The sequence below is a fragment of the Methanobrevibacter sp. genome, from assembly GCF_017432245.1.
Classification (GTDB): domain Archaea; phylum Methanobacteriota; class Methanobacteria; order Methanobacteriales; family Methanobacteriaceae; genus Methanobrevibacter.
This window is the reverse complement of the sequence record NZ_JAFRJO010000059.1, coordinates 16,654-33,465: the sequence shown is the minus strand read 5'-3', so window position 1 is coordinate 33,465 and position 16,812 is coordinate 16,654. Positions and strand designations below refer to the sequence as shown.

Annotated in this window: 17 protein-coding genes; 6 read left to right on the top strand and 11 right to left on the bottom strand. The window is 32.3% G+C overall.

The window, feature by feature from the left end:
* Nucleotides 1-97: 97 nt before the first annotated feature.
* The 3 genes from mmp10 to IJI80_RS05260 form a co-directional block, all read right to left on the bottom strand.
* Complete coding sequence (gene mmp10, locus IJI80_RS05270; protein ID WP_292788254.1) at nucleotides 98-1,351, bottom strand: methyl coenzyme M reductase-arginine methyltransferase Mmp10; 1,254 nt, start codon at nucleotides 1,349-1,351, stop codon at nucleotides 98-100.
* Nucleotides 1,352-1,696: 345 nt separating this feature from the next.
* Nucleotides 1,697-2,815 carry a LytS/YhcK type 5TM receptor domain-containing protein gene (locus IJI80_RS05265; protein WP_292788251.1) on the bottom strand — a complete coding sequence of 373 codons (1,119 nt, stop codon included), beginning with the start codon at nucleotides 2,813-2,815 and terminating at the stop codon, nucleotides 1,697-1,699.
* Nucleotides 2,816-3,011: 196 nt separating this feature from the next.
* Entirely contained in the window at nucleotides 3,012-3,926 is a 915-nt protein-coding gene (locus IJI80_RS05260; RefSeq protein ID WP_292788250.1) for a methanogenesis marker 7 protein, read from the bottom strand.
* 320 nt (nucleotides 3,927-4,246) lie between these two features.
* Between IJI80_RS05260 and IJI80_RS05255 the strand changes: the two genes are divergently transcribed.
* From IJI80_RS05255 to IJI80_RS05245, 3 genes are all read left to right on the top strand, one after another.
* Nucleotides 4,247-5,869, top strand: a complete 1,623-nt coding sequence (locus IJI80_RS05255; RefSeq protein WP_292788249.1) for a helicase HerA-like domain-containing protein — start codon at nucleotides 4,247-4,249, stop codon at nucleotides 5,867-5,869.
* Nucleotides 5,870-6,028: 159 nt separating this feature from the next.
* Nucleotides 6,029-6,397: a hypothetical protein gene (locus tag IJI80_RS05250; protein WP_292788247.1), complete on the top strand. Its 369-nt coding sequence runs from the start codon at nucleotides 6,029-6,031 to the stop codon at nucleotides 6,395-6,397.
* A gap of 52 nt (nucleotides 6,398-6,449) precedes the next feature.
* A complete protein-coding gene (locus IJI80_RS05245; protein ID WP_292788245.1) occupies nucleotides 6,450-7,244 on the top strand; it encodes a DUF4013 domain-containing protein in 795 nt (264 codons plus the stop codon).
* Nucleotides 7,245-7,284: 40 nt separating this feature from the next.
* Here the strand turns inward: IJI80_RS05245 and IJI80_RS05240 are convergent, their stop codons facing one another.
* The 3 genes from IJI80_RS05240 to IJI80_RS05230 all read right to left on the bottom strand — a co-directional run bounded on the left by IJI80_RS05240 (nucleotide 7,285) and on the right by IJI80_RS05230 (nucleotide 9,447).
* Entirely contained in the window at nucleotides 7,285-8,082 is a 798-nt protein-coding gene (locus tag IJI80_RS05240; protein ID WP_292788243.1) for a nitroreductase family protein, read from the bottom strand.
* A gap of 188 nt (nucleotides 8,083-8,270) precedes the next feature.
* Nucleotides 8,271-8,810 carry a glutathione peroxidase gene (locus IJI80_RS05235; protein WP_292788242.1) on the bottom strand — a complete coding sequence of 180 codons (540 nt, stop codon included), beginning with the start codon at nucleotides 8,808-8,810 and terminating at the stop codon, nucleotides 8,271-8,273.
* Between the two features lie 178 nt (nucleotides 8,811-8,988).
* Nucleotides 8,989-9,447 carry a flavodoxin gene (locus IJI80_RS05230; protein ID WP_292788241.1) on the bottom strand — a complete coding sequence of 153 codons (459 nt, stop codon included), beginning with the start codon at nucleotides 9,445-9,447 and terminating at the stop codon, nucleotides 8,989-8,991.
* A 187-nt stretch (nucleotides 9,448-9,634) separates the two neighbouring features.
* On the opposite strand from IJI80_RS05230, the gene IJI80_RS05225 reads away from it, so the two are divergent.
* The gene (locus IJI80_RS05225; protein WP_292788239.1) at nucleotides 9,635-9,985 is read left to right on the top strand and encodes an arsenate reductase family protein; all 351 of its coding nucleotides are present in this window, start codon (nucleotides 9,635-9,637) and stop codon (nucleotides 9,983-9,985) included.
* A gap of 25 nt (nucleotides 9,986-10,010) precedes the next feature.
* On the opposite strand, the gene IJI80_RS05220 is transcribed toward IJI80_RS05225, so the two are convergent.
* The 5 genes from IJI80_RS05220 to IJI80_RS05200 all read right to left on the bottom strand — a co-directional run bounded on the left by IJI80_RS05220 (nucleotide 10,011) and on the right by IJI80_RS05200 (nucleotide 14,614).
* Entirely contained in the window at nucleotides 10,011-11,210 is a 1,200-nt protein-coding gene (locus IJI80_RS05220) for a MalY/PatB family protein (RefSeq protein WP_292788238.1), read from the bottom strand.
* A gap of 52 nt (nucleotides 11,211-11,262) precedes the next feature.
* Complete coding sequence (locus IJI80_RS05215) at nucleotides 11,263-11,781, bottom strand: nitroreductase family protein (protein WP_292788235.1); 519 nt, start codon at nucleotides 11,779-11,781, stop codon at nucleotides 11,263-11,265.
* A 145-nt stretch (nucleotides 11,782-11,926) separates the two neighbouring features.
* Nucleotides 11,927-12,418 carry a DUF308 domain-containing protein gene (locus IJI80_RS05210; protein ID WP_292788234.1) on the bottom strand — a complete coding sequence of 164 codons (492 nt, stop codon included), beginning with the start codon at nucleotides 12,416-12,418 and terminating at the stop codon, nucleotides 11,927-11,929.
* Nucleotides 12,419-12,508: 90 nt separating this feature from the next.
* Nucleotides 12,509-13,786, bottom strand: coding sequence for a serine--tRNA ligase (serS, locus tag IJI80_RS05205; protein ID WP_292788232.1), 1,278 nt, complete (start codon nucleotides 13,784-13,786; stop codon nucleotides 12,509-12,511).
* Nucleotides 13,787-13,975: 189 nt separating this feature from the next.
* Entirely contained in the window at nucleotides 13,976-14,614 is a 639-nt protein-coding gene (locus tag IJI80_RS05200; RefSeq protein WP_292788230.1) for a hypothetical protein, read from the bottom strand.
* 154 nt (nucleotides 14,615-14,768) lie between these two features.
* Between IJI80_RS05200 and comB the strand changes: the two genes are divergently transcribed.
* Nucleotides 14,769-15,506, top strand: coding sequence for a 2-phosphosulfolactate phosphatase (comB, locus tag IJI80_RS05195; protein WP_292788228.1), 738 nt, complete (start codon nucleotides 14,769-14,771; stop codon nucleotides 15,504-15,506).
* A gap of 138 nt (nucleotides 15,507-15,644) precedes the next feature.
* Entirely contained in the window at nucleotides 15,645-16,811 is a 1,167-nt protein-coding gene (locus IJI80_RS05190) for a TraB/GumN family protein (RefSeq protein ID WP_292788227.1), read from the top strand.
* Nucleotide 16,812: the final 1 nt, after the last annotated feature.

The following is a 16,812-nucleotide window of genomic DNA, read 5'->3' as shown; positions in this document are numbered from 1 at the left end:
ATATTTGGAATATTTGAAATATTTGAAAACAATGATAAAAAAATAATAAAAAAAGTAATTATAAAAATAATTATAAAAATAATTAAAAAGAAATTTTTCAAGATACTCTTCTCATTCCAAAGAAATTAATGGCCTGAATAAGATCAATGAATGAACCGAGCTCATGTTCAATTACTTCCTCTTCACTCATACCACTGCTTAATTCACCATCAACACTTAAAGTGTCAGGGCCATAACCTACAAGACGGCTTTTGCCATCTTGACTTAATATTCTTTCTGCATCCAATTGATGGATAAATGCTCTTCCTGGAAGAATGACTGCATCCTTTATGTCATCTAAATCCAAAACCTCAAGGTCTTGTTTTGTCATCAAACATGCTATGTCCTTCTTGGTGGCCACAACATTCACATTGTCTGGAGCTATCTTATCAAATATTTTCTTCAAGAATGGAGCTGCGATTTTAGAGGTTAAAAGTGTAGCTTCACCAGTAACTTGAGGCAATATTCCTAAAAATTCTTCATACTCATCCTTTGCTAAAATGAATGGGGCTCCAATAGTTGGATCTGATAAAGGAGTTCCAGTAACTCTAAGATTATATTCTGAATTGATTTGCTTTACAAGCTCTTCAAATTCAAGAGGCTCATGAGGAACTATTCCTTCAACAACAGGCTCATTTCCTAAAATCAAACCTTGGTCATAACTGTTTGCAAAACGCATCATCATCAATGCCTTTGCTCCCCACTCCTCCAATTTCTCACAAGTGTTTTGAAGCACAGCACCATCATTAACACCTGGAATGATAACTGCTGCTGCATGCAAGTCAGCACCTTCAGCAAAAAGCTGAGCCGCTTTAAGAGATTCTTCTGGACTTGGATCCAACATCCATTCCTTTCTGAGTTTTGGGTCTGCTGCAAAAATAGTGTATGTTACCTCATCCACTCCTTGATTTAGAAATTGGGTAGCTATATCACCATCATCAATCCCCTTTCCACTTGTATAACCTAAGTGAATAGGCAATTGCCATTGGTATAAACCAGCTATCAGCTCTTCAAGGTGAGGATAGCAACTGACGTCTCCACCACCACTGATATTGACTTTAAGATTAGCATCTCTTACAGGATTCATCATCAATGCCATTTGAACTTCACTAAGTACGGAAAATGGCTGTTGAAATGGTTTTCCTGCTTCTTGAACTCCTTCCAAACATCTTGGACATCCCACTTTATTAGGTGGGCAATGTTGGCATCCGAGAGCTTCTGTTAAAGGCTTCACTTTTCTAAAGTAGCAAAACTTACAAAAGCCTCTGCAATCTTTTCCAGGAGTTCCACCAAGGTCTGCTATAACTTGCATAATCTTTCCTTCCACTAATCCAAATCAATATACCGCATTATAAAATAAAAAGTCTTTTAAATCTTTAAGGAATTAAGAATTCATTAGATTCTAAAAAAGTATACTATAAAATTATATTAAAAAACTAATATTAATACTTTGTTTATAGTGAGTTTAAAATAAAATAAAATAAAGTTTAAAAAAATAAAGTTTAAGAAAATAATAATTTTAGAAATAGAATGAATAAAATTTGAAAATCAAAAAAGATCCAAATTGAGGAGTATAATTAAATGAATTTAAATGAAATGAATTTAAATGAAATTAGTGAAATGAAATTAGTTTAAATGAAGGAGAAATTAATTTTTATTATCCTTCACTTGATTTTTTCAATTCATCAAGCTCTTCTTGAAGTTCATTAAGTTTTTTAGATAGTTCAGAAATCTTTTCTGCATTAGAAATTATAATTTCATTATTGACAGATATGTTTTCCCTATTGATAGATATGTTCTCTCTATTGATAGATATGCCCTCTCTATTGAGAGCTATATCCTCTTTATTTTTATTGATCTGTTCAATATTCTCCCTAATCATGATTTCTTCCTTTTTCTCATCAAGGAATATTGTGAATAATAGTATTCCAAGCACTGAAGCAAATGTCATCGGTGCATAAAGGGCATTTGCAATCATGACCCCTTGTTTAGGTGTTAATAATATAATCATGAACATATCAAATCCACTGTATAAAAACATCAATAATGCTGCCTTAAATGGCTTTAAGAATTTGCCTCCCATCCATTTATTTATTAAACTTCCAAGAAAACCGGTTATTATTGTTACCACAGAACATGCTAATGCTGTTGGTCCACCAAGTGAAAACCTCCAAACACCTGCTATGATTCCAACAGGAATTCCAATAACAGGACCCCCAGCCAATGCGGCAATCATTACAATCAAACCCCTTGCATTTGCAGGAACGCCAAAGACATCTATTGTAAAGTAAGATGCTAAGATTCCAAGAATGGCAAAGATTATTATTAGCCATATTTGAGTTTTACGTGATGTCTTTTTTTCAATAAGGGATTGGAAACTTTTGGATTTGGTGGCAATGAATAATAAGACCAGCAATACAGCTAACATCCTAAACATTTCTAAAAATGGGGCCCATAATGATTCCCCATTTGTAGATTTGTTAAAATAAGAAATGGTTATGCTTAATATACCAATAATGATTAAATAAGCAATTTCGTAAATAGATCCATCTGTGCTTTCCTTAAGTTTAGGCAGTCTTGTTGAAATAAAACCTAAAATAATAATAGCTGCAATTATTGTACCCAATTCATGAAATGCATTAAAATCTAGTTCTTTAAAAACAGTAATGTAAGCAAATAAATTAATGAAGAGAAGAATATTAAATACAAATAAAATAGAAAATAATATTATTAATTTCTTTTCTCCAGTTAACTTATACTTAAATTTTCCAAGCATATTTTTCCCTTAATGATTTTCACTTTACAAATTATTTTGTTTAGTATGTTAAGTATATCATTCATCATATTAATAATTATTCAAAGTCAGTTATAATCAGAATTTCAAAAAAATTAAAATAAATTAAAAAACTAAAAACTTAAAAAATAAAAAAGAATGAAGAAGAATGAAAAAGAATAAAAAAATAGAAAATATATTAATCCACTAAGGAACTTTCAGTTAAAAGCTCTACGAGGATGTAATCATAGAAATGAGACTTTTTAATTTCAGCAATGTCCTTTAGTTTTTGGTCTCCGATAATCACATTTTCAATCTCTTCATGATATTTGTCATAATCCAATTTCACTCTAAGACCACAGAGCTGGCTTGTTACAGGAGTTGGGGAAATAACTTCCTTAATAGCTGGAACTTGAGTTTCAATCTCGCTCTTGACTAAAATTGAAGGTGCAATTGGAGGATCTAGAGCAAGCTCTTTTTTACGTTTTTCCAAAAGGTCTTCAACTGTTTCAACTAATTTCTTCAAAGCTCTTATGTTTTCCCCTCTTTTTAATCTACGAGGGATTCTGCCTAATCCTGAAACATAAGCGTCTACACCTGGCAATTCTTCCAAGTCAATTTCAGGTGCACCGGTGACAATCACTGGAATATCAATGTCATTGTAAAGGTAAGCCTTATCGATAATGCATTGCTTGAAGCTTCCTAATGCGAAAATAGCTATGTCATGCTCCTCAATCAAATCCTTTTCAGTTTCACTGATTCCTGCAGTTCCTTTACCATGACCACGAGCCAAACCGACCATATTGTCTTTAGCACCATAACGTCTAAGGTATTCTGAAATGTCACATGCAGCATGAGGAAGGTGATGTCTTGCAAGGGTTGGGGAAACAATAGCTATTTCAGAACCAGCCATAGGTGCAACAGATAGTTCACCTAAAAGCTCTTTAGCCTTTTGCTTAACAATATCCACATCATCAATAGGAACTGCCATATTCAATACAAGTTCCATTTGCAATATGTTGGATTGAAGAACAAAACCTCCTAAATCCTCAATTAACTCTTTCAATTCTTCGCTTTTGTGAATTCCACCAGTGAATGTTAAGGTTTCATACATAATTCATCACCTTATAAAAATCATAATTTATTATAAAATCAATCTTATTCAATACAATATCTTATTTTAATATATTTTTTAAGTTTATTATATAATTTATTATTTTTACTCTTGAAATGAATGAAAAAATAATATTTTAAAAAAAGATTTTAAAAATCAAAATTAATTTGATTAAGAAATAATGAAAATTTGAAAAAAATAATGGAAAAAATTTGAAAAAATAAAAATAAAATATATTATTTTTTATATTATTAAAAATAAATTAAGAATTATATTATGATAATTTTTCATTAATCAAATTTTATCAAAAAGGTGTTATCATGTATGCAGAAAATAATATCTTAGTTGGGGCTAATGAAAATACAGAAGTTTATTTGTTATCCAAATTAGCCAATCGTCATGGATTAATAGCTGGTGCAACCGGTACCGGAAAAACAGTCACTTTAAAAACACTTGCAGAAGCTTTCAGTGATATGGGAGTTCCAGTATTTTTAGCGGATATGAAAGGGGATGTTTCAGGTCTTGCAAAGGTAGGTGAACCAAACGCAAAAGTCACTGAAAGAATGGAAAAGTATAGTCTTGCTGATAAGGGATTTGTCTTTAAGTCATACCCTGTTGAATTCTGGGACTTATACGGCGAAAAAGGATTGCCTATTAGAGTAACAATCTCTGAAATGGGTCCTCAATTGCTTTCAAAAATATTGAATTTGTCTGAAGCGCAAGAAGGGGTACTGAATATAGTGTTCCGTGTTGCAGATGATGAAAACCTTCTTTTGATTGATCTGAAAGATTTGAAATCAATGATTAATCATGTAAGTGATAATGCTGAACTTTATGAAAGCCAATACGGTGCAGTTGCCAAGAAATCAGCAACCACTCTACTCAGGTCCATACTTACCCTTGAAGACCAAGGAGGAGACCTGTTCTTCGGAGAGCCTGCATTGGAACTCAGTGACTTCATGCAATGCAATGATGAAGGAAAAGGTATGATCAACGTATTGGATTCTGTAAAACTGTCTACAGCACCGGAATTATACTCAACATTCTTATTATGGATGATATCTGAACTTTATGAAACAATGCCTGAAGTAGGTGACTTGGACAAACCTAAATTCGTTTTCTTCTTCGATGAGGCTCACCTATTGTTTGATGACATGTCCCCTGCTTTCCAGAAAAAGGTAGAACAGATTATAAGATTGATTCGTTCAAAAGGAATCGGAGTATACTTCATTACACAAAGTCCATCAGATATTCCGGACACTGTCCTTTCACAGCTTGGTAACAGAGTGCAACATGCACTTCATGCTTACACTCCAAAGGAGCAAAAGGCTGTCAAGACTGCTGCTGAAACCTTCAGGCCAAACCCTGAATTCGATACAACAGAAGTCATTTCCACTTTAGGAACTGGAGAGGCATTGGTCTCTGTTCTTGAAGAAAAAGGAGCTCCAAGTATCGTGCAACAAGTGGACATATTGCCTCCTCAAAGTTATATTGGGGCTATTGAAGACAATTATAGAGCTGAACTGATGAGCATTTCCTCACTTAGAGGTAAATACAGAGATGCTGTTGATAGGGAATCAGCATATGAGATGCTACTCAATAAGATTGACAACAATCCAAATGTTCAATCTGAAATCCCTCAAGATGCTCCGATAAGAGAAATTCCTAATCAGGCTGAACAAGCACCTGCCCAACAGGCACCTGCAGAGCAAGCTCCAGCACAACAAGCACCTGAGCAACCTAAACAAAAAGGATTGCTTGAAGATGTAATTGGAATAGCTGTTGGAACAGCAGTGGACCAAATGGCAAAACAAACCACAAAATCAAAAAGAAAGACCACAAGAAAGACAACTGTTGAAAAAGCAACTACAACTGTTGTAAACACTGCTGCAAGGGAAGTTACAAAAGGAATTATTAGAGGATTATTTGGAAATATGAAATGATTTTCAATTATTTCCTTTTATTTTTTATGCTTTTAAAAAATTTTTAATTTTTTAATTTATATTTTTCAAATAATATTTTTTAAATAATATTTTTTTAATAAATTTTTTTAATTTTTAATATATTGTACTATTTTTAATTTTTACAGTAATGGTGACACTATGGTTGAATTAAACAGAGAAGAATTGTATCAAGACTTAGAAGAAATGGAAAATGACTTAAGACTCTACCCTATTGAAGAAGGATTGGAAGATGACATCATCGACTACATCAATGGAAAAGAGTTAAGTGAAAACGAGAAATGGGATTTGGAGAACAGACTTGAAGATTTCTTCTATGGCGCTAAGCTCAAATGCAGAAAGCCTACATACTACTTTACAGACGGATTTGAGTTTTATGTAACAGAAATCTACATTGATTTCAGAATCCTTGAACATGTTAAAAAATCATTTCCTAAATTTCATCAATTATCCGTTTCATCTGAAATGGATCAAGGATTTTCAACTTTATCTGTTAAATTAACCTTATGATTAAAGAATTCTTAAGAATTTCCATCCTCACAATTAGATTATACTTGATAAAATGTTTGACCCATTAAAAAATGATTTGAAAGATGCAATAAGATACCCATTTTTAGATTGGAAAATAATCCTCATAACCGGAGGCCTATTATTTGCCATTACCCTCTTAAATAAGTCAGATATGAGCAAAATAGGCTTGGCAATTTCCATTTTAAAAAGTCTTGATTTCAGCAATCTTAATCAGAACAGGATCATACCTATAATTACTTCCATTTTAGTGTTTGTGGAAATAGGATATGGGTCAAGAATAGTTTTTAAAGGATTATTAGGAGAAAACAAGCCCCCACAATATAATCAACTCAAAAAATTAGTTTGGGAAGGTTTTAAAAAATACTGCATTATTCTAATTTATGGGATTATGATGACTTTCCTATTCAATTATGCTCAATCTTATTTCCTTGCAGACAATATTCCTTTAGCAGTTATTTTGTTCATTTTGTTCATTTTTGTTTATTTAACATTAATAGGGGCCATTCTTAATAGATATGAAAATAATGGAAAGTTCTTTAAGGCATTTGACTATAATGAAATATTCCTGTTGTTAAAAGACTATGGCGCAAAATATGTTCTTACCATTTTTATCTGTGCAGTAATCGCACAAACCTTTACAGTGACTTGCTTTGTTGACATTACTCCAAATACCTTAAGTATTTTTGAAATCGGCATTTCACTCCTGACTTTCTTTTTGGCCCCAATAACTGCAATCTCTACAAAAAGATTGGTTTCCTTGAATCTAAGAAGGGTGTACGGTGAAAAAGATAGAAAATTAAAATCAACCAAAAAAGATTCTTTCTAATAGTTTTTTTAAAGTAATCATTTAATGATTTTTAAAATGATTATTTAAAATGAACATCTATTTTCTTATGAGGAACTGTTCTTCTGTATTTTACTCTCGGATAACCTATTATGAATGCAGAATACATATGCTTATCAGAGTCTATTTCTGGGAAGAATTCCATTAGTCTTTCATGATCCAATTCATCTGCCTTAAGAGTGAATAATGAATAGAATCCTCCGAGACCCATTGTGTAAGCCAATAGCTCAAGTCTTGTATTTGCAATCAGTGCATTGGCCTGACTTTTAGAAAATGATAAGATCATCTGTGTTCCTTCCCAAAGAAGCGGATGGTTCTTATAATCTCCCTCTCCTCTTAGGTATTCTCCAAACTGTTTTATCCTAAAGAATTCATCTTCTTCCACTTTGATTATATCATAAACCAAATGCATGAAATCATCTAACTTTTCATCGAGAACAACGAATTCAACATCCTGAGCATTTTGAGCACTCGGACTGTAATAAGTCGCTTCAAATAGTTTGTCAAAAGTTTCCTTATCCACTTTTTTCTTCTTAAACCAGCGAATGCTTCTACGCTGTTTTAAAAACTGCAATAAATCTTCAGAATTTATTGGAATTTCACGAGGATTGTACTCTTCAACACGTTCTTTTTGATCTTCATATGCCTTTAAGGATATGCTGCCAGTTGGACAAATGGCTAAACAATGCCCACAGTCAAAGCAATCACCATTATCCACTTCAACCGCTTTCTTTTCAATGCTTTGAATATTATCCCTAATGCAAACGGTTTCGCATAATTTACATCCAGTGCAAGTTTCTGTATTGATATCAAGTTTCATCTAATCACAAAATTATATTTTATATGCACAATATTAAAAACTTTATCGATTTAAGTTTTTAAAAAAAAGGATCTTATCAAAATATGATTTAAATATACATTAAAAAAAGAGAAAAAATGATTACTAAATAAAAAATTAAGATTAAAATTTAATAAATAATTAAAATAAAATAAAAAAAGAAAAAAGAATTATAATAATTCTTTTACAGCTGCTTTAACATCATCTAAGCTTTCAGTTGGCTCGAATCTTCTAACAACGTTTCCTTCTCTGTCAACTAAAAATTTAGTGAAGTTCCATTTGATGTCATCATTGTCCTTATAATGTCTATCCATTACCTTAAGGACCATTTTCAATTTTCTAGCTCCTTCACCAGTGATGTCTTTGAATGGCTGTTCTTGCTTTAAGAAAGCATATAATGGCTCTTCGTTTTCACCATTTACTTCAATCTTTTCAAAGATTGGGTAAGGAACCAAATATTCACTGCGGCAAGTTGCTGCAATTTCCTCTCCAGTACCTGGAGCTTGATTACCAAATTGGTTGCATGGGAAATCTAAAATGATGAATCCTTCGTCCTTGAATTCATTGAAAATCTCATTCAATTCAGTGTATTGTGGAGTGAAACCACATTTGGTAGCAGAGTTGACAATTAACAATACTTTTCCTTCATATTCGCTTAATGAAACCATGTTTCCAGAAGTGTCTTTTACTTCAAAATCATAGATTGACATAATATCACCTAAGTTTACATTTATATTAATAATTAAGTGAACAAAAATCTGTTATATTATAAAGTATTTTTAAACAATTTAAATCTTTCTATATTGTAAAAGAAATAATTTAATAGGTTAATAATTAAATTAGTTAATAATATAAGGTTAAAATATTTAAAAAACTAATATTATTAATTTATTCTATAAAAGAAGCTAACTCTTCTTTGAATTCATCATGTTTTACTTGTTTTGTTACAAGAGTTAATGTTTTTAAAGGAGCTTTGCCCACATATTTTTCCATTTCTGCAATAGCACCTTCAAAACCGCTTCCGCCTGCAGTTACAAAGAATTTGACATCGTTGAACTTTCCTTCATTTTGCTTGATGTAGGAAATCATAGGGTTTGCAGCTTTTCCAGCCCATACAGGAACTCCTAAATAGACCAAATCATAGTTTGACACGTCAAATTCTAAAGATTCCAAGTCAATGATCTTTTCAGATATTGCATCCTTTCCACCACGTGCAAAACCAATTTTACCATCATATTTTACTTTAGAAACGATTTCTTCAATATCTGCACCAGTTTCTGCAGCAATAGCTTCTGCTAATTTTTTTGTAACTTCTGTTCTTGAATAATAAGCAACTAAAATACTCATAATTTCACCATAATTGTCTTTTTATTAATTTTCTAATACTAATATAAAAGTCATATAATAAAAGTGTTTAGTTTCCTAAGTTAATGAATAATTAGAATAATTTATTTATTTCAAATATAGAAATAAAAAATAGAAATAAAAATAAGACTAAAAAATTGATTTTTTAAAATTTTTAGGAGAATGAAAAATGTTATTTATTTACTACCCAAGATGCAGCACATGCCAGAAGGCTAAAAAATGGTTAGATGAAAATGGATTCGAATATGATGAACAGCATATTGTTGAGGACAATCCAGATTATGACCAATTGAGGACATTATATGAGAAAAGTGGACTACCTCTCAAGAGGTTCTTCAACACTAGTGGTAAAATTTACAGAGAGATGCAATTAAAAGACAAGTTGCCTGAAATGAGTGAAGAAGAACAATTGAAGATTTTATCTAGTGAAGGCATGCTTGTAAAACGTCCAATAATTGAGACTGAAGATACAGTGCTTACTGGATTTAGACAAAAAGAGTGGGAAGAGAAATTAAAATAAATAAATTTCTCTACTTTTTTTATTTTCAAATATTATTTTTAACTTTAAATTTTTCAATTCCTATTTTTAATGCATTTAATCCTTCAAGCAATAATTCCTTTGGACATGCAATGTTCATTCTTAGGAAATTGTCCCCATTCTGTCCAAATTGGACTCCTGGAGATAGGAATAAACCGACTTCCTCCCTTAGGAATTCTGAGAAAGCATTGGAATCCGTATTGTAATCAGTATTCAATTTGCTTATGTCCAGCCATAAAAGATAGGTTGCATTTGAAGGAACCAATCTTATTTCAGGAATTTCATCATTCAAGAAATCATCCACAATCATTTTATTTTCAAATAGAACTTCTCTCAATTCATTTAGCCAATCTTCACTTTTATAAGCTGCAATTGTAGCGTCTATTGCAAATATATTAGGATGAGCAAAACAGTCAATAGCTAACTGCTTTTTCAATATTTCATAAAACTCCTTGTTTCTTGTAAATACTGCAGAACTTTGAAGCCCTGCAATGTTAAAGGTTTTGCTTGGAGAAATGCAGGTTATGGAATTTTTAGACAATTCATCATCTAAAGAAGCATAAGGAAGATATTTCAAATTAGGGTCTGTCAAATCACAATGAATTTCATCAGAAACAACGATTACATCATGTTCATTTGCAAGAACAGCTATTCTTTCAAGGGTCTTCTCATCCCATACTCTTCCAATTGGATTATGGGGATTACATAAAAGCATCAATTTAGTCTTTGGATCCTTGAATTTTTCTTCCAAATCGTCAAAATCAATTGCATATGCAGTTTCCACCTTATTGGAATTAGGATTATAAATCAACTGATTTTCAACAACATTCCTATCATTATCTTCAATCACATAAAAGAAGACATGGTAAACAGGAGTTTGGATTAGGACATTATCCCCAACATCAGTGAACGCACGAATGATGCTTGTTATTGAAGGCATGACACCAGTTGCAAACAGTAATTCCTCTTTTTTCATATTGAGGCCATATCTCTTCCACCAAGTGATATAGGAATCAAAAACTTCCTCATTGACAAATGAATAGGCATAAACACCATGTTTGGCTTTTCTATTAACTGATTCATAAATGTGTGGAGCGGCATAGAAATCCATATCTGCAACCCACATAGGATATTCATCATCAAATAAATCCCATTTGAGTGAATTGGTGTTTTTCCTGTCAATTATTGAATCAAAATTGTATTTCATAATGCATCATCCATTTAAAGAATAAAGATAATTAGTTGACTTGGAACATTAACTAATAAGTTTCATAATGAATTCTGGACTCATCAAATTTATCCATGAACTTATTTCCCCAACCTTCTGCAGGATATCCGAGAGTGATTATGCAAAATGGCTTTAGGTTTTCATCTTTTGGAAGACCTACAATCTCACCAATGGCATTCATTCTTTCCTCTTCTGGCGCTACACCGTTCCAAAGACCACCTAAACCAAGGTTTACCGCTTCAAGAAGCATGTTCTCTGCTGCTGCGCTCATATCCTGTTGCCATACCAATTTATAAAATGATCTTTCAATGTTTGCAATCAAAAGAATAGCCACTGGAGCATTTGTTACACGAGGTTTGATCTCTCCGATTTTAGCAAGAGTTTCCTTGTTCTTTATTATCAGGAATTCCCAAGGTTCAGCACCTAATCTGCTTCCAGGTGCTTGCATTCCTGCCCTTAAGATTTTTTCTATCTTTTCATCTTCAACTTCCTTTGTGTCATATTCCCTTATACTGCGTCTTGTATTGATAATTTCTTCAAAATCTGCCATTTTATCACTGAAATAAATTGTAAATTCTAATAGAATATAATTAGATAATTATTTAAATATTTAATTGAAAAAAAGAAAAAAGTCAAAAAAGATTAGTTGAAAAAATTTTAAAAAAGAAAAAAGAATGAAGAATAATTATTCTTCATTAGTATTCAACTGGATTCAAGTATCCGGAAATTCCGTATACGATTAATGCAATACCTAATATTATGGTAATTAATACAGGATTATTAGCAGCGAATACAGCTATGAATAAAGAAACAATTCCTAATACTAAAGTGATAAAGGAAACTGTTCTGCTAGAGCCTACTCCATTAAGCAATCCCATTATAGCAACTATGATTAACATGAATGCTATGATATAGAATTGTAATCCTACTAAGAAGGAGACTGCATTGGTTCCAAATATAAATGCTAATCCTAAAATAATCATCACAACACCAAATATTGCTGCAACAGATGAAAAAGCACCGGAAATTTCTTTTGAAATTATTCCAGCATAAGCTAAAAATAAACCGAATATCAATACGCTAGCGCCGATAAGGATAGAAATTAAATTAGCGCTGAATATTGGGAAAATAATAAATATTAAACCAATAATTATCGCAATAATTGATAAAATCTTATTTGATTCCATAGTTACACCTCATTAAATTTTAATTGTTATAATCTATTTGTAATTATGCATATAAATTTTTCAGTTATTTAAGTAAAATTCCACAAATCATTATTCTTTTGCTTCAATGACTGTTTTTCCACCCATATAAGGTACCAAAACCTCAGGGACTTTAATGCTACCGTCAGCTTGTTGGTAGTTTTCTAAAATACAGCAGATGGTTCTTTCAGTTGCAATAGCTGTACTGTTCAAGGTGTGCAATATTTGAGCATCACCGGAACCAGCTCTACCATATCTTGTTTTGGTTTTTCTTGCTTGATAATCCTTACAGTTGGTACAGCTTACCAATTCCCTAAATGCTCCGGATCCTGGGAACCAAGCTTCAAGGTCATATTTGATAGCTGCATTGTCATTTAATGCAGAAGACACAATAGCTATGATTTGATATGGAAGACCTAACTTTTGATAGATTCTTTCAGTAACTTCCATCAAGTGATCATGCTGGTTTCTTGAATCTTCAGGTGTGGAGTAAATGAACTGTTCAATCTTTTCAAACTGGTGAACTCTGAAAATACCTAAAGTGTCTTTTCCATGAGAACCTGCCTCTTTTCTAAAACAGGTTGAAAGCGCACAGTATCTAAGTGGCAAATCTTCAGGATTGATGATTTCATTTCTATGAAGAGCTGCTAAGGTCTGTTCAGCAGTAGCAATCAAGTACATATCCTCATTTTCAACCTTGTACAATGTTTCTTCAAACTCCCCAAGTTCAGAGGTTTCAGCTGCAACTTCCCCTTTTACAAAGAAAGGAGTTTGCATAGGAATGTATCCTTCAGCTTCAAGCTCTGAAAGTGCAAATTGAATCAATGCCAAGTTCAAGTGGAGAATGTCTCTTTTCAAGTAGTAGAACCTTGCACCTGAAACGCTTGCTGCAGTTTCAAGGTCTGCTCCATCAATCTTATTAATCAAATCAACATGATTCAACAATTCAAAGTCATGCTCTGGGATTTCACCATAGGTTCTTACAACAACATTGTCATCTTCAGTATCTGAAATAGGAACATCTTCATCGATAATATTTCCTACCTTGTATCTGTAATCATCTCTTAATTGAAGGTACTCTGCATTTTTAGCACTTAACTCCTTAATTTCATTAGCGACTTCCTTAGATTTTGCAATGACTTCCTCAATATTGCCATCTTTTTTAGCTTGTTTGAATGATTTGGATAATTTGTTTTTTTCTGCTCTTAAAGAGTTTAATCTTCTTTCACCTTCTCTCCATAAGGTGTCATATTCAATAACTTTCTCTGCATTTTCTGTGCTTCTGAATCTTTTCTTCTCAGAGTCAAATATCAATTCAGGATTTTCTCTGAATAACTTTATGTCTAACAATTTTTATTCTCCTTTAAAATGAATAATAAATTAAGTAAATGTAATTTCAGTGATTATAAAAAATCTATAAAAATTATATTAATAAGTAATATATTCTTCTTATTTAATAATTATTTGGATTAATATTTAGATTAATGTTTGGATTAATGTTTGGATTAATATTGGGATTAATATTTAGATTAAACGAGACTATTCCATCCCATTTATCAATATGGAATATCGTGATTCCGCTTTTAAAATCGGATCTTTAGAAATATTGTTATGGCTTGATATTTTTATTGATTTGAAGTCTTTTGAGTCCGGATTCTCTCTTTCTAAAACCTCTTTCTCTAAATAATCAGGATAAACCAAATAATCAAAATCTGATACGGAATCATTTCCATTATCCTCATCATTTCCATTTTTATCATATGTGAAATCTATCACATCTGCTCCAATGTCTGAAACTATATCCTTTAAGAACTCAGAATAGACTTTCACTTTTTTATCCTCTTTGGACTTTCTTATTTCATTAAAGGCATCTTCATCCAATAGTGCATATTTAACATCATTTTTATAATCATTAAAAATGGCGTCTATCTCTTCATCAACAATAGCTTTTTCAATCCAACCCTTTTCAAAAAGACAATCGGATACTGTTTTAATGCTTTCCCTAATCTGACTGAATGTATTTAATTTAATGGCCAATGAATCCATTTCCACTTTGCTTTCAGAAAGCAAAATGGCAAAATCACCCTCTTCCTCATCAGGGAATTTATTCACTTTAAATTCCTTTAATCCTGCCCATTCCACTATTTGCCTACACATTGGAGTTGTAACAACAATCATAATATTCCTCAAAATATAACTCAAAATAATATGTTATAATGATATTTAAAAAAAATATTTCTCAAAATAATATTACTTATTAAATATTATATATTACAAAATATAAAAGTTATATCATAAATGAGATTAATTACACAAGCATAGAGGCTAAAAAGTGAAAGTGAGTTTAAGTTTTGAAAAAGGTTCCTCAAAAGACCTTTCAATAATGGTTGATGCATTAAGGGCAAGCAGTACAATTACAATTGCTCTTGATAAATTCAAGGAAATTTATCCTGTGTATACACCAGAAGAAGCAATAAAAATAGCTGAAATGAAAGATGCTGTCTTGGCAGGTGAGAGAACTGGCAGAACAATTGAAGGGTTTGAACTTGGAAACTCACCAGGTGAAATGAAGGAATATTGCGGTGAAAAGGATTCATTAGTCATTACAACAACAAACGGTGTAAGAACTTTGGAAAATATGGAATCTGAAATCATTTTAATCGGATCATTCATCAATGCAAAGGCTTGTGCAAAGGCAGCGTGCAAGCTTGCAAAAGAGCATATTGAAATCGTTATGGGAGGATTCGAAAGAACCTTTGCAATAGAGGACTTTTTAGCAGCAGGCGAAATACTGTTCTGGATTCAAAAGGAACTGGAGGAACAGGAAAAGCTAAATATCGATGATATAGATTACTATAAAGAGGAAACCGGAATAACAGAATTTGCCCTTTCAGCAATTATGGCAAGCAGAGATAAGGAAAAAGTTAAAAAGGTTTCCATCAAATCAAAATCAGGACGCCGTCTTGCATATTTGGGATATGAAGATGACGTTAAACTATGCGTAAAGGAAAACATTAGTGAAAATGTTGGAATCTATAAGGATGGGAAAATCACATTGTACAATGAATGATTGCAATCGGACTTTCAAAAAGTTTATAAGTCTAATTGATATAATTAATATAAGAATTAAACATAATAGTTAAATAAAATTTTTAATAAATTTTAAAAAAATTTACAAAACAAAAGAAACATTTAAGAAGGATATCTGATGATTAGAGAATGTTTAAAAATCATAGGAACTGCACACGTGTCTCAAAATAGTGCTGATGAGGTAAGGGCAGCTATTTTAGAAGACCAACCTGATGTAGTGGCTATTGAATTGGATAGAGGGCGATACCAAAGGTTAATGAATGAGAGAAACGGTATCGTGGAAGATGACTCAATTCATATTACTAAAATCATTAAGGAAAACAAGGTAGGTGTTTTCCTAGTTACAACAATTCTTTCCTATATGCAAAACAAGATTGGTGAAGATGTGGACATAAAGCCAGGGTCTGAAATGGTCGCTGCAATTGAAGCATCAGAAGAGATTGGCTGTAGAATTGCACTCATTGACAGAGACATCAACGTCACATTGCAAAGGGTATTGAACAATATGACCACTTGGGAAAAGCTTAAATTCATTTATGGAATTCTCGGTTCAGTGTTCTCATCAGATGAAGAGGAATTGAACATAGAAGAGCTTAAAGAGCAATCCAACATTGACCAAGCTATGGAATACTTTAAGGAAATCTCACCTGGAGCATACACTGCACTTGTTAAGGAAAGGGATGCATACCTTGCAAAAGGAATATTAGGCATTCCAGAAGATAAAGTAATAGCTGTCGTAGGTGCAGGACATAGGGAAGGAATAATCGATTACCTTGACCACCCTGAAACACTTCCAAGCTACAGAGAGCTAAATGATATGGATAAGAAAGGGGGAATCCCTTGGATTAAAATCATTTTGGCTTTAATTCCTATTTCATTTGTTGTGATATTTTTTCTTGCTTGGATGAATGGAATCCATATAGAGGGAGATATTGTACAATTTGTTGTAATCAGCATGATTATGGGTTTTATAGGTTCAATTTTATCCGGGTCTAAAATTCAATCTGCAATAATTGGAGGATTAGTTGCTCCACTTACCATAATTCACCCATTGCTTGCTGCAGGATGGTTCTCAGGGCTTGCAGAAGCTAAATTCAGAAGAGTTAGAAAACAGGACATTAACAATTTAGGAAAAATAGAAAGCTTTAGAGACTTATGGAATAACAATATCATTAGAATATTGCTTGTAGTTGTTGGAACAAACCTTGGAGTGAGCATTGCAACTCTAATAATCTTGCCTTCACAAGTGTTTATTCCACTTTTCATGAAGATTTTTGGAGGTTAAA

Coding starts and splice junctions, on each gene's coding strand:
- mmp10 (WP_292788254.1), bottom strand. CDS start 1,351: ATGCAAGTTATAGCAGACCTTGGTGGAACTCCTGGAAAAGATTGCAGA.
- IJI80_RS05265 (WP_292788251.1), bottom strand. CDS start 2,815: ATGCTTGGAAAATTTAAGTATAAGTTAACTGGAGAAAAGAAATTAATA.
- IJI80_RS05260 (WP_292788250.1), bottom strand. CDS start 3,926: ATGTATGAAACCTTAACATTCACTGGTGGAATTCACAAAAGCGAAGAA.
- IJI80_RS05255 (WP_292788249.1), top strand. CDS start 4,247: ATGTATGCAGAAAATAATATCTTAGTTGGGGCTAATGAAAATACAGAA.
- IJI80_RS05250 (WP_292788247.1), top strand. CDS start 6,029: ATGGTTGAATTAAACAGAGAAGAATTGTATCAAGACTTAGAAGAAATG.
- IJI80_RS05245 (WP_292788245.1), top strand. CDS start 6,450: ATGTTTGACCCATTAAAAAATGATTTGAAAGATGCAATAAGATACCCA.
- IJI80_RS05240 (WP_292788243.1), bottom strand. CDS start 8,082: ATGAAACTTGATATCAATACAGAAACTTGCACTGGATGTAAATTATGC.
- IJI80_RS05235 (WP_292788242.1), bottom strand. CDS start 8,810: ATGTCAATCTATGATTTTGAAGTAAAAGACACTTCTGGAAACATGGTT.
- IJI80_RS05230 (WP_292788241.1), bottom strand. CDS start 9,447: ATGAGTATTTTAGTTGCTTATTATTCAAGAACAGAAGTTACAAAAAAA.
- IJI80_RS05225 (WP_292788239.1), top strand. CDS start 9,635: ATGTTATTTATTTACTACCCAAGATGCAGCACATGCCAGAAGGCTAAA.
- IJI80_RS05220 (WP_292788238.1), bottom strand. CDS start 11,210: ATGAAATACAATTTTGATTCAATAATTGACAGGAAAAACACCAATTCA.
- IJI80_RS05215 (WP_292788235.1), bottom strand. CDS start 11,781: ATGGCAGATTTTGAAGAAATTATCAATACAAGACGCAGTATAAGGGAA.
- IJI80_RS05210 (WP_292788234.1), bottom strand. CDS start 12,418: ATGGAATCAAATAAGATTTTATCAATTATTGCGATAATTATTGGTTTA.
- IJI80_RS05200 (WP_292788230.1), bottom strand. CDS start 14,614: ATGATTGTTGTTACAACTCCAATGTGTAGGCAAATAGTGGAATGGGCA.
- IJI80_RS05190 (WP_292788227.1), top strand. CDS start 15,645: ATGATTAGAGAATGTTTAAAAATCATAGGAACTGCACACGTGTCTCAA.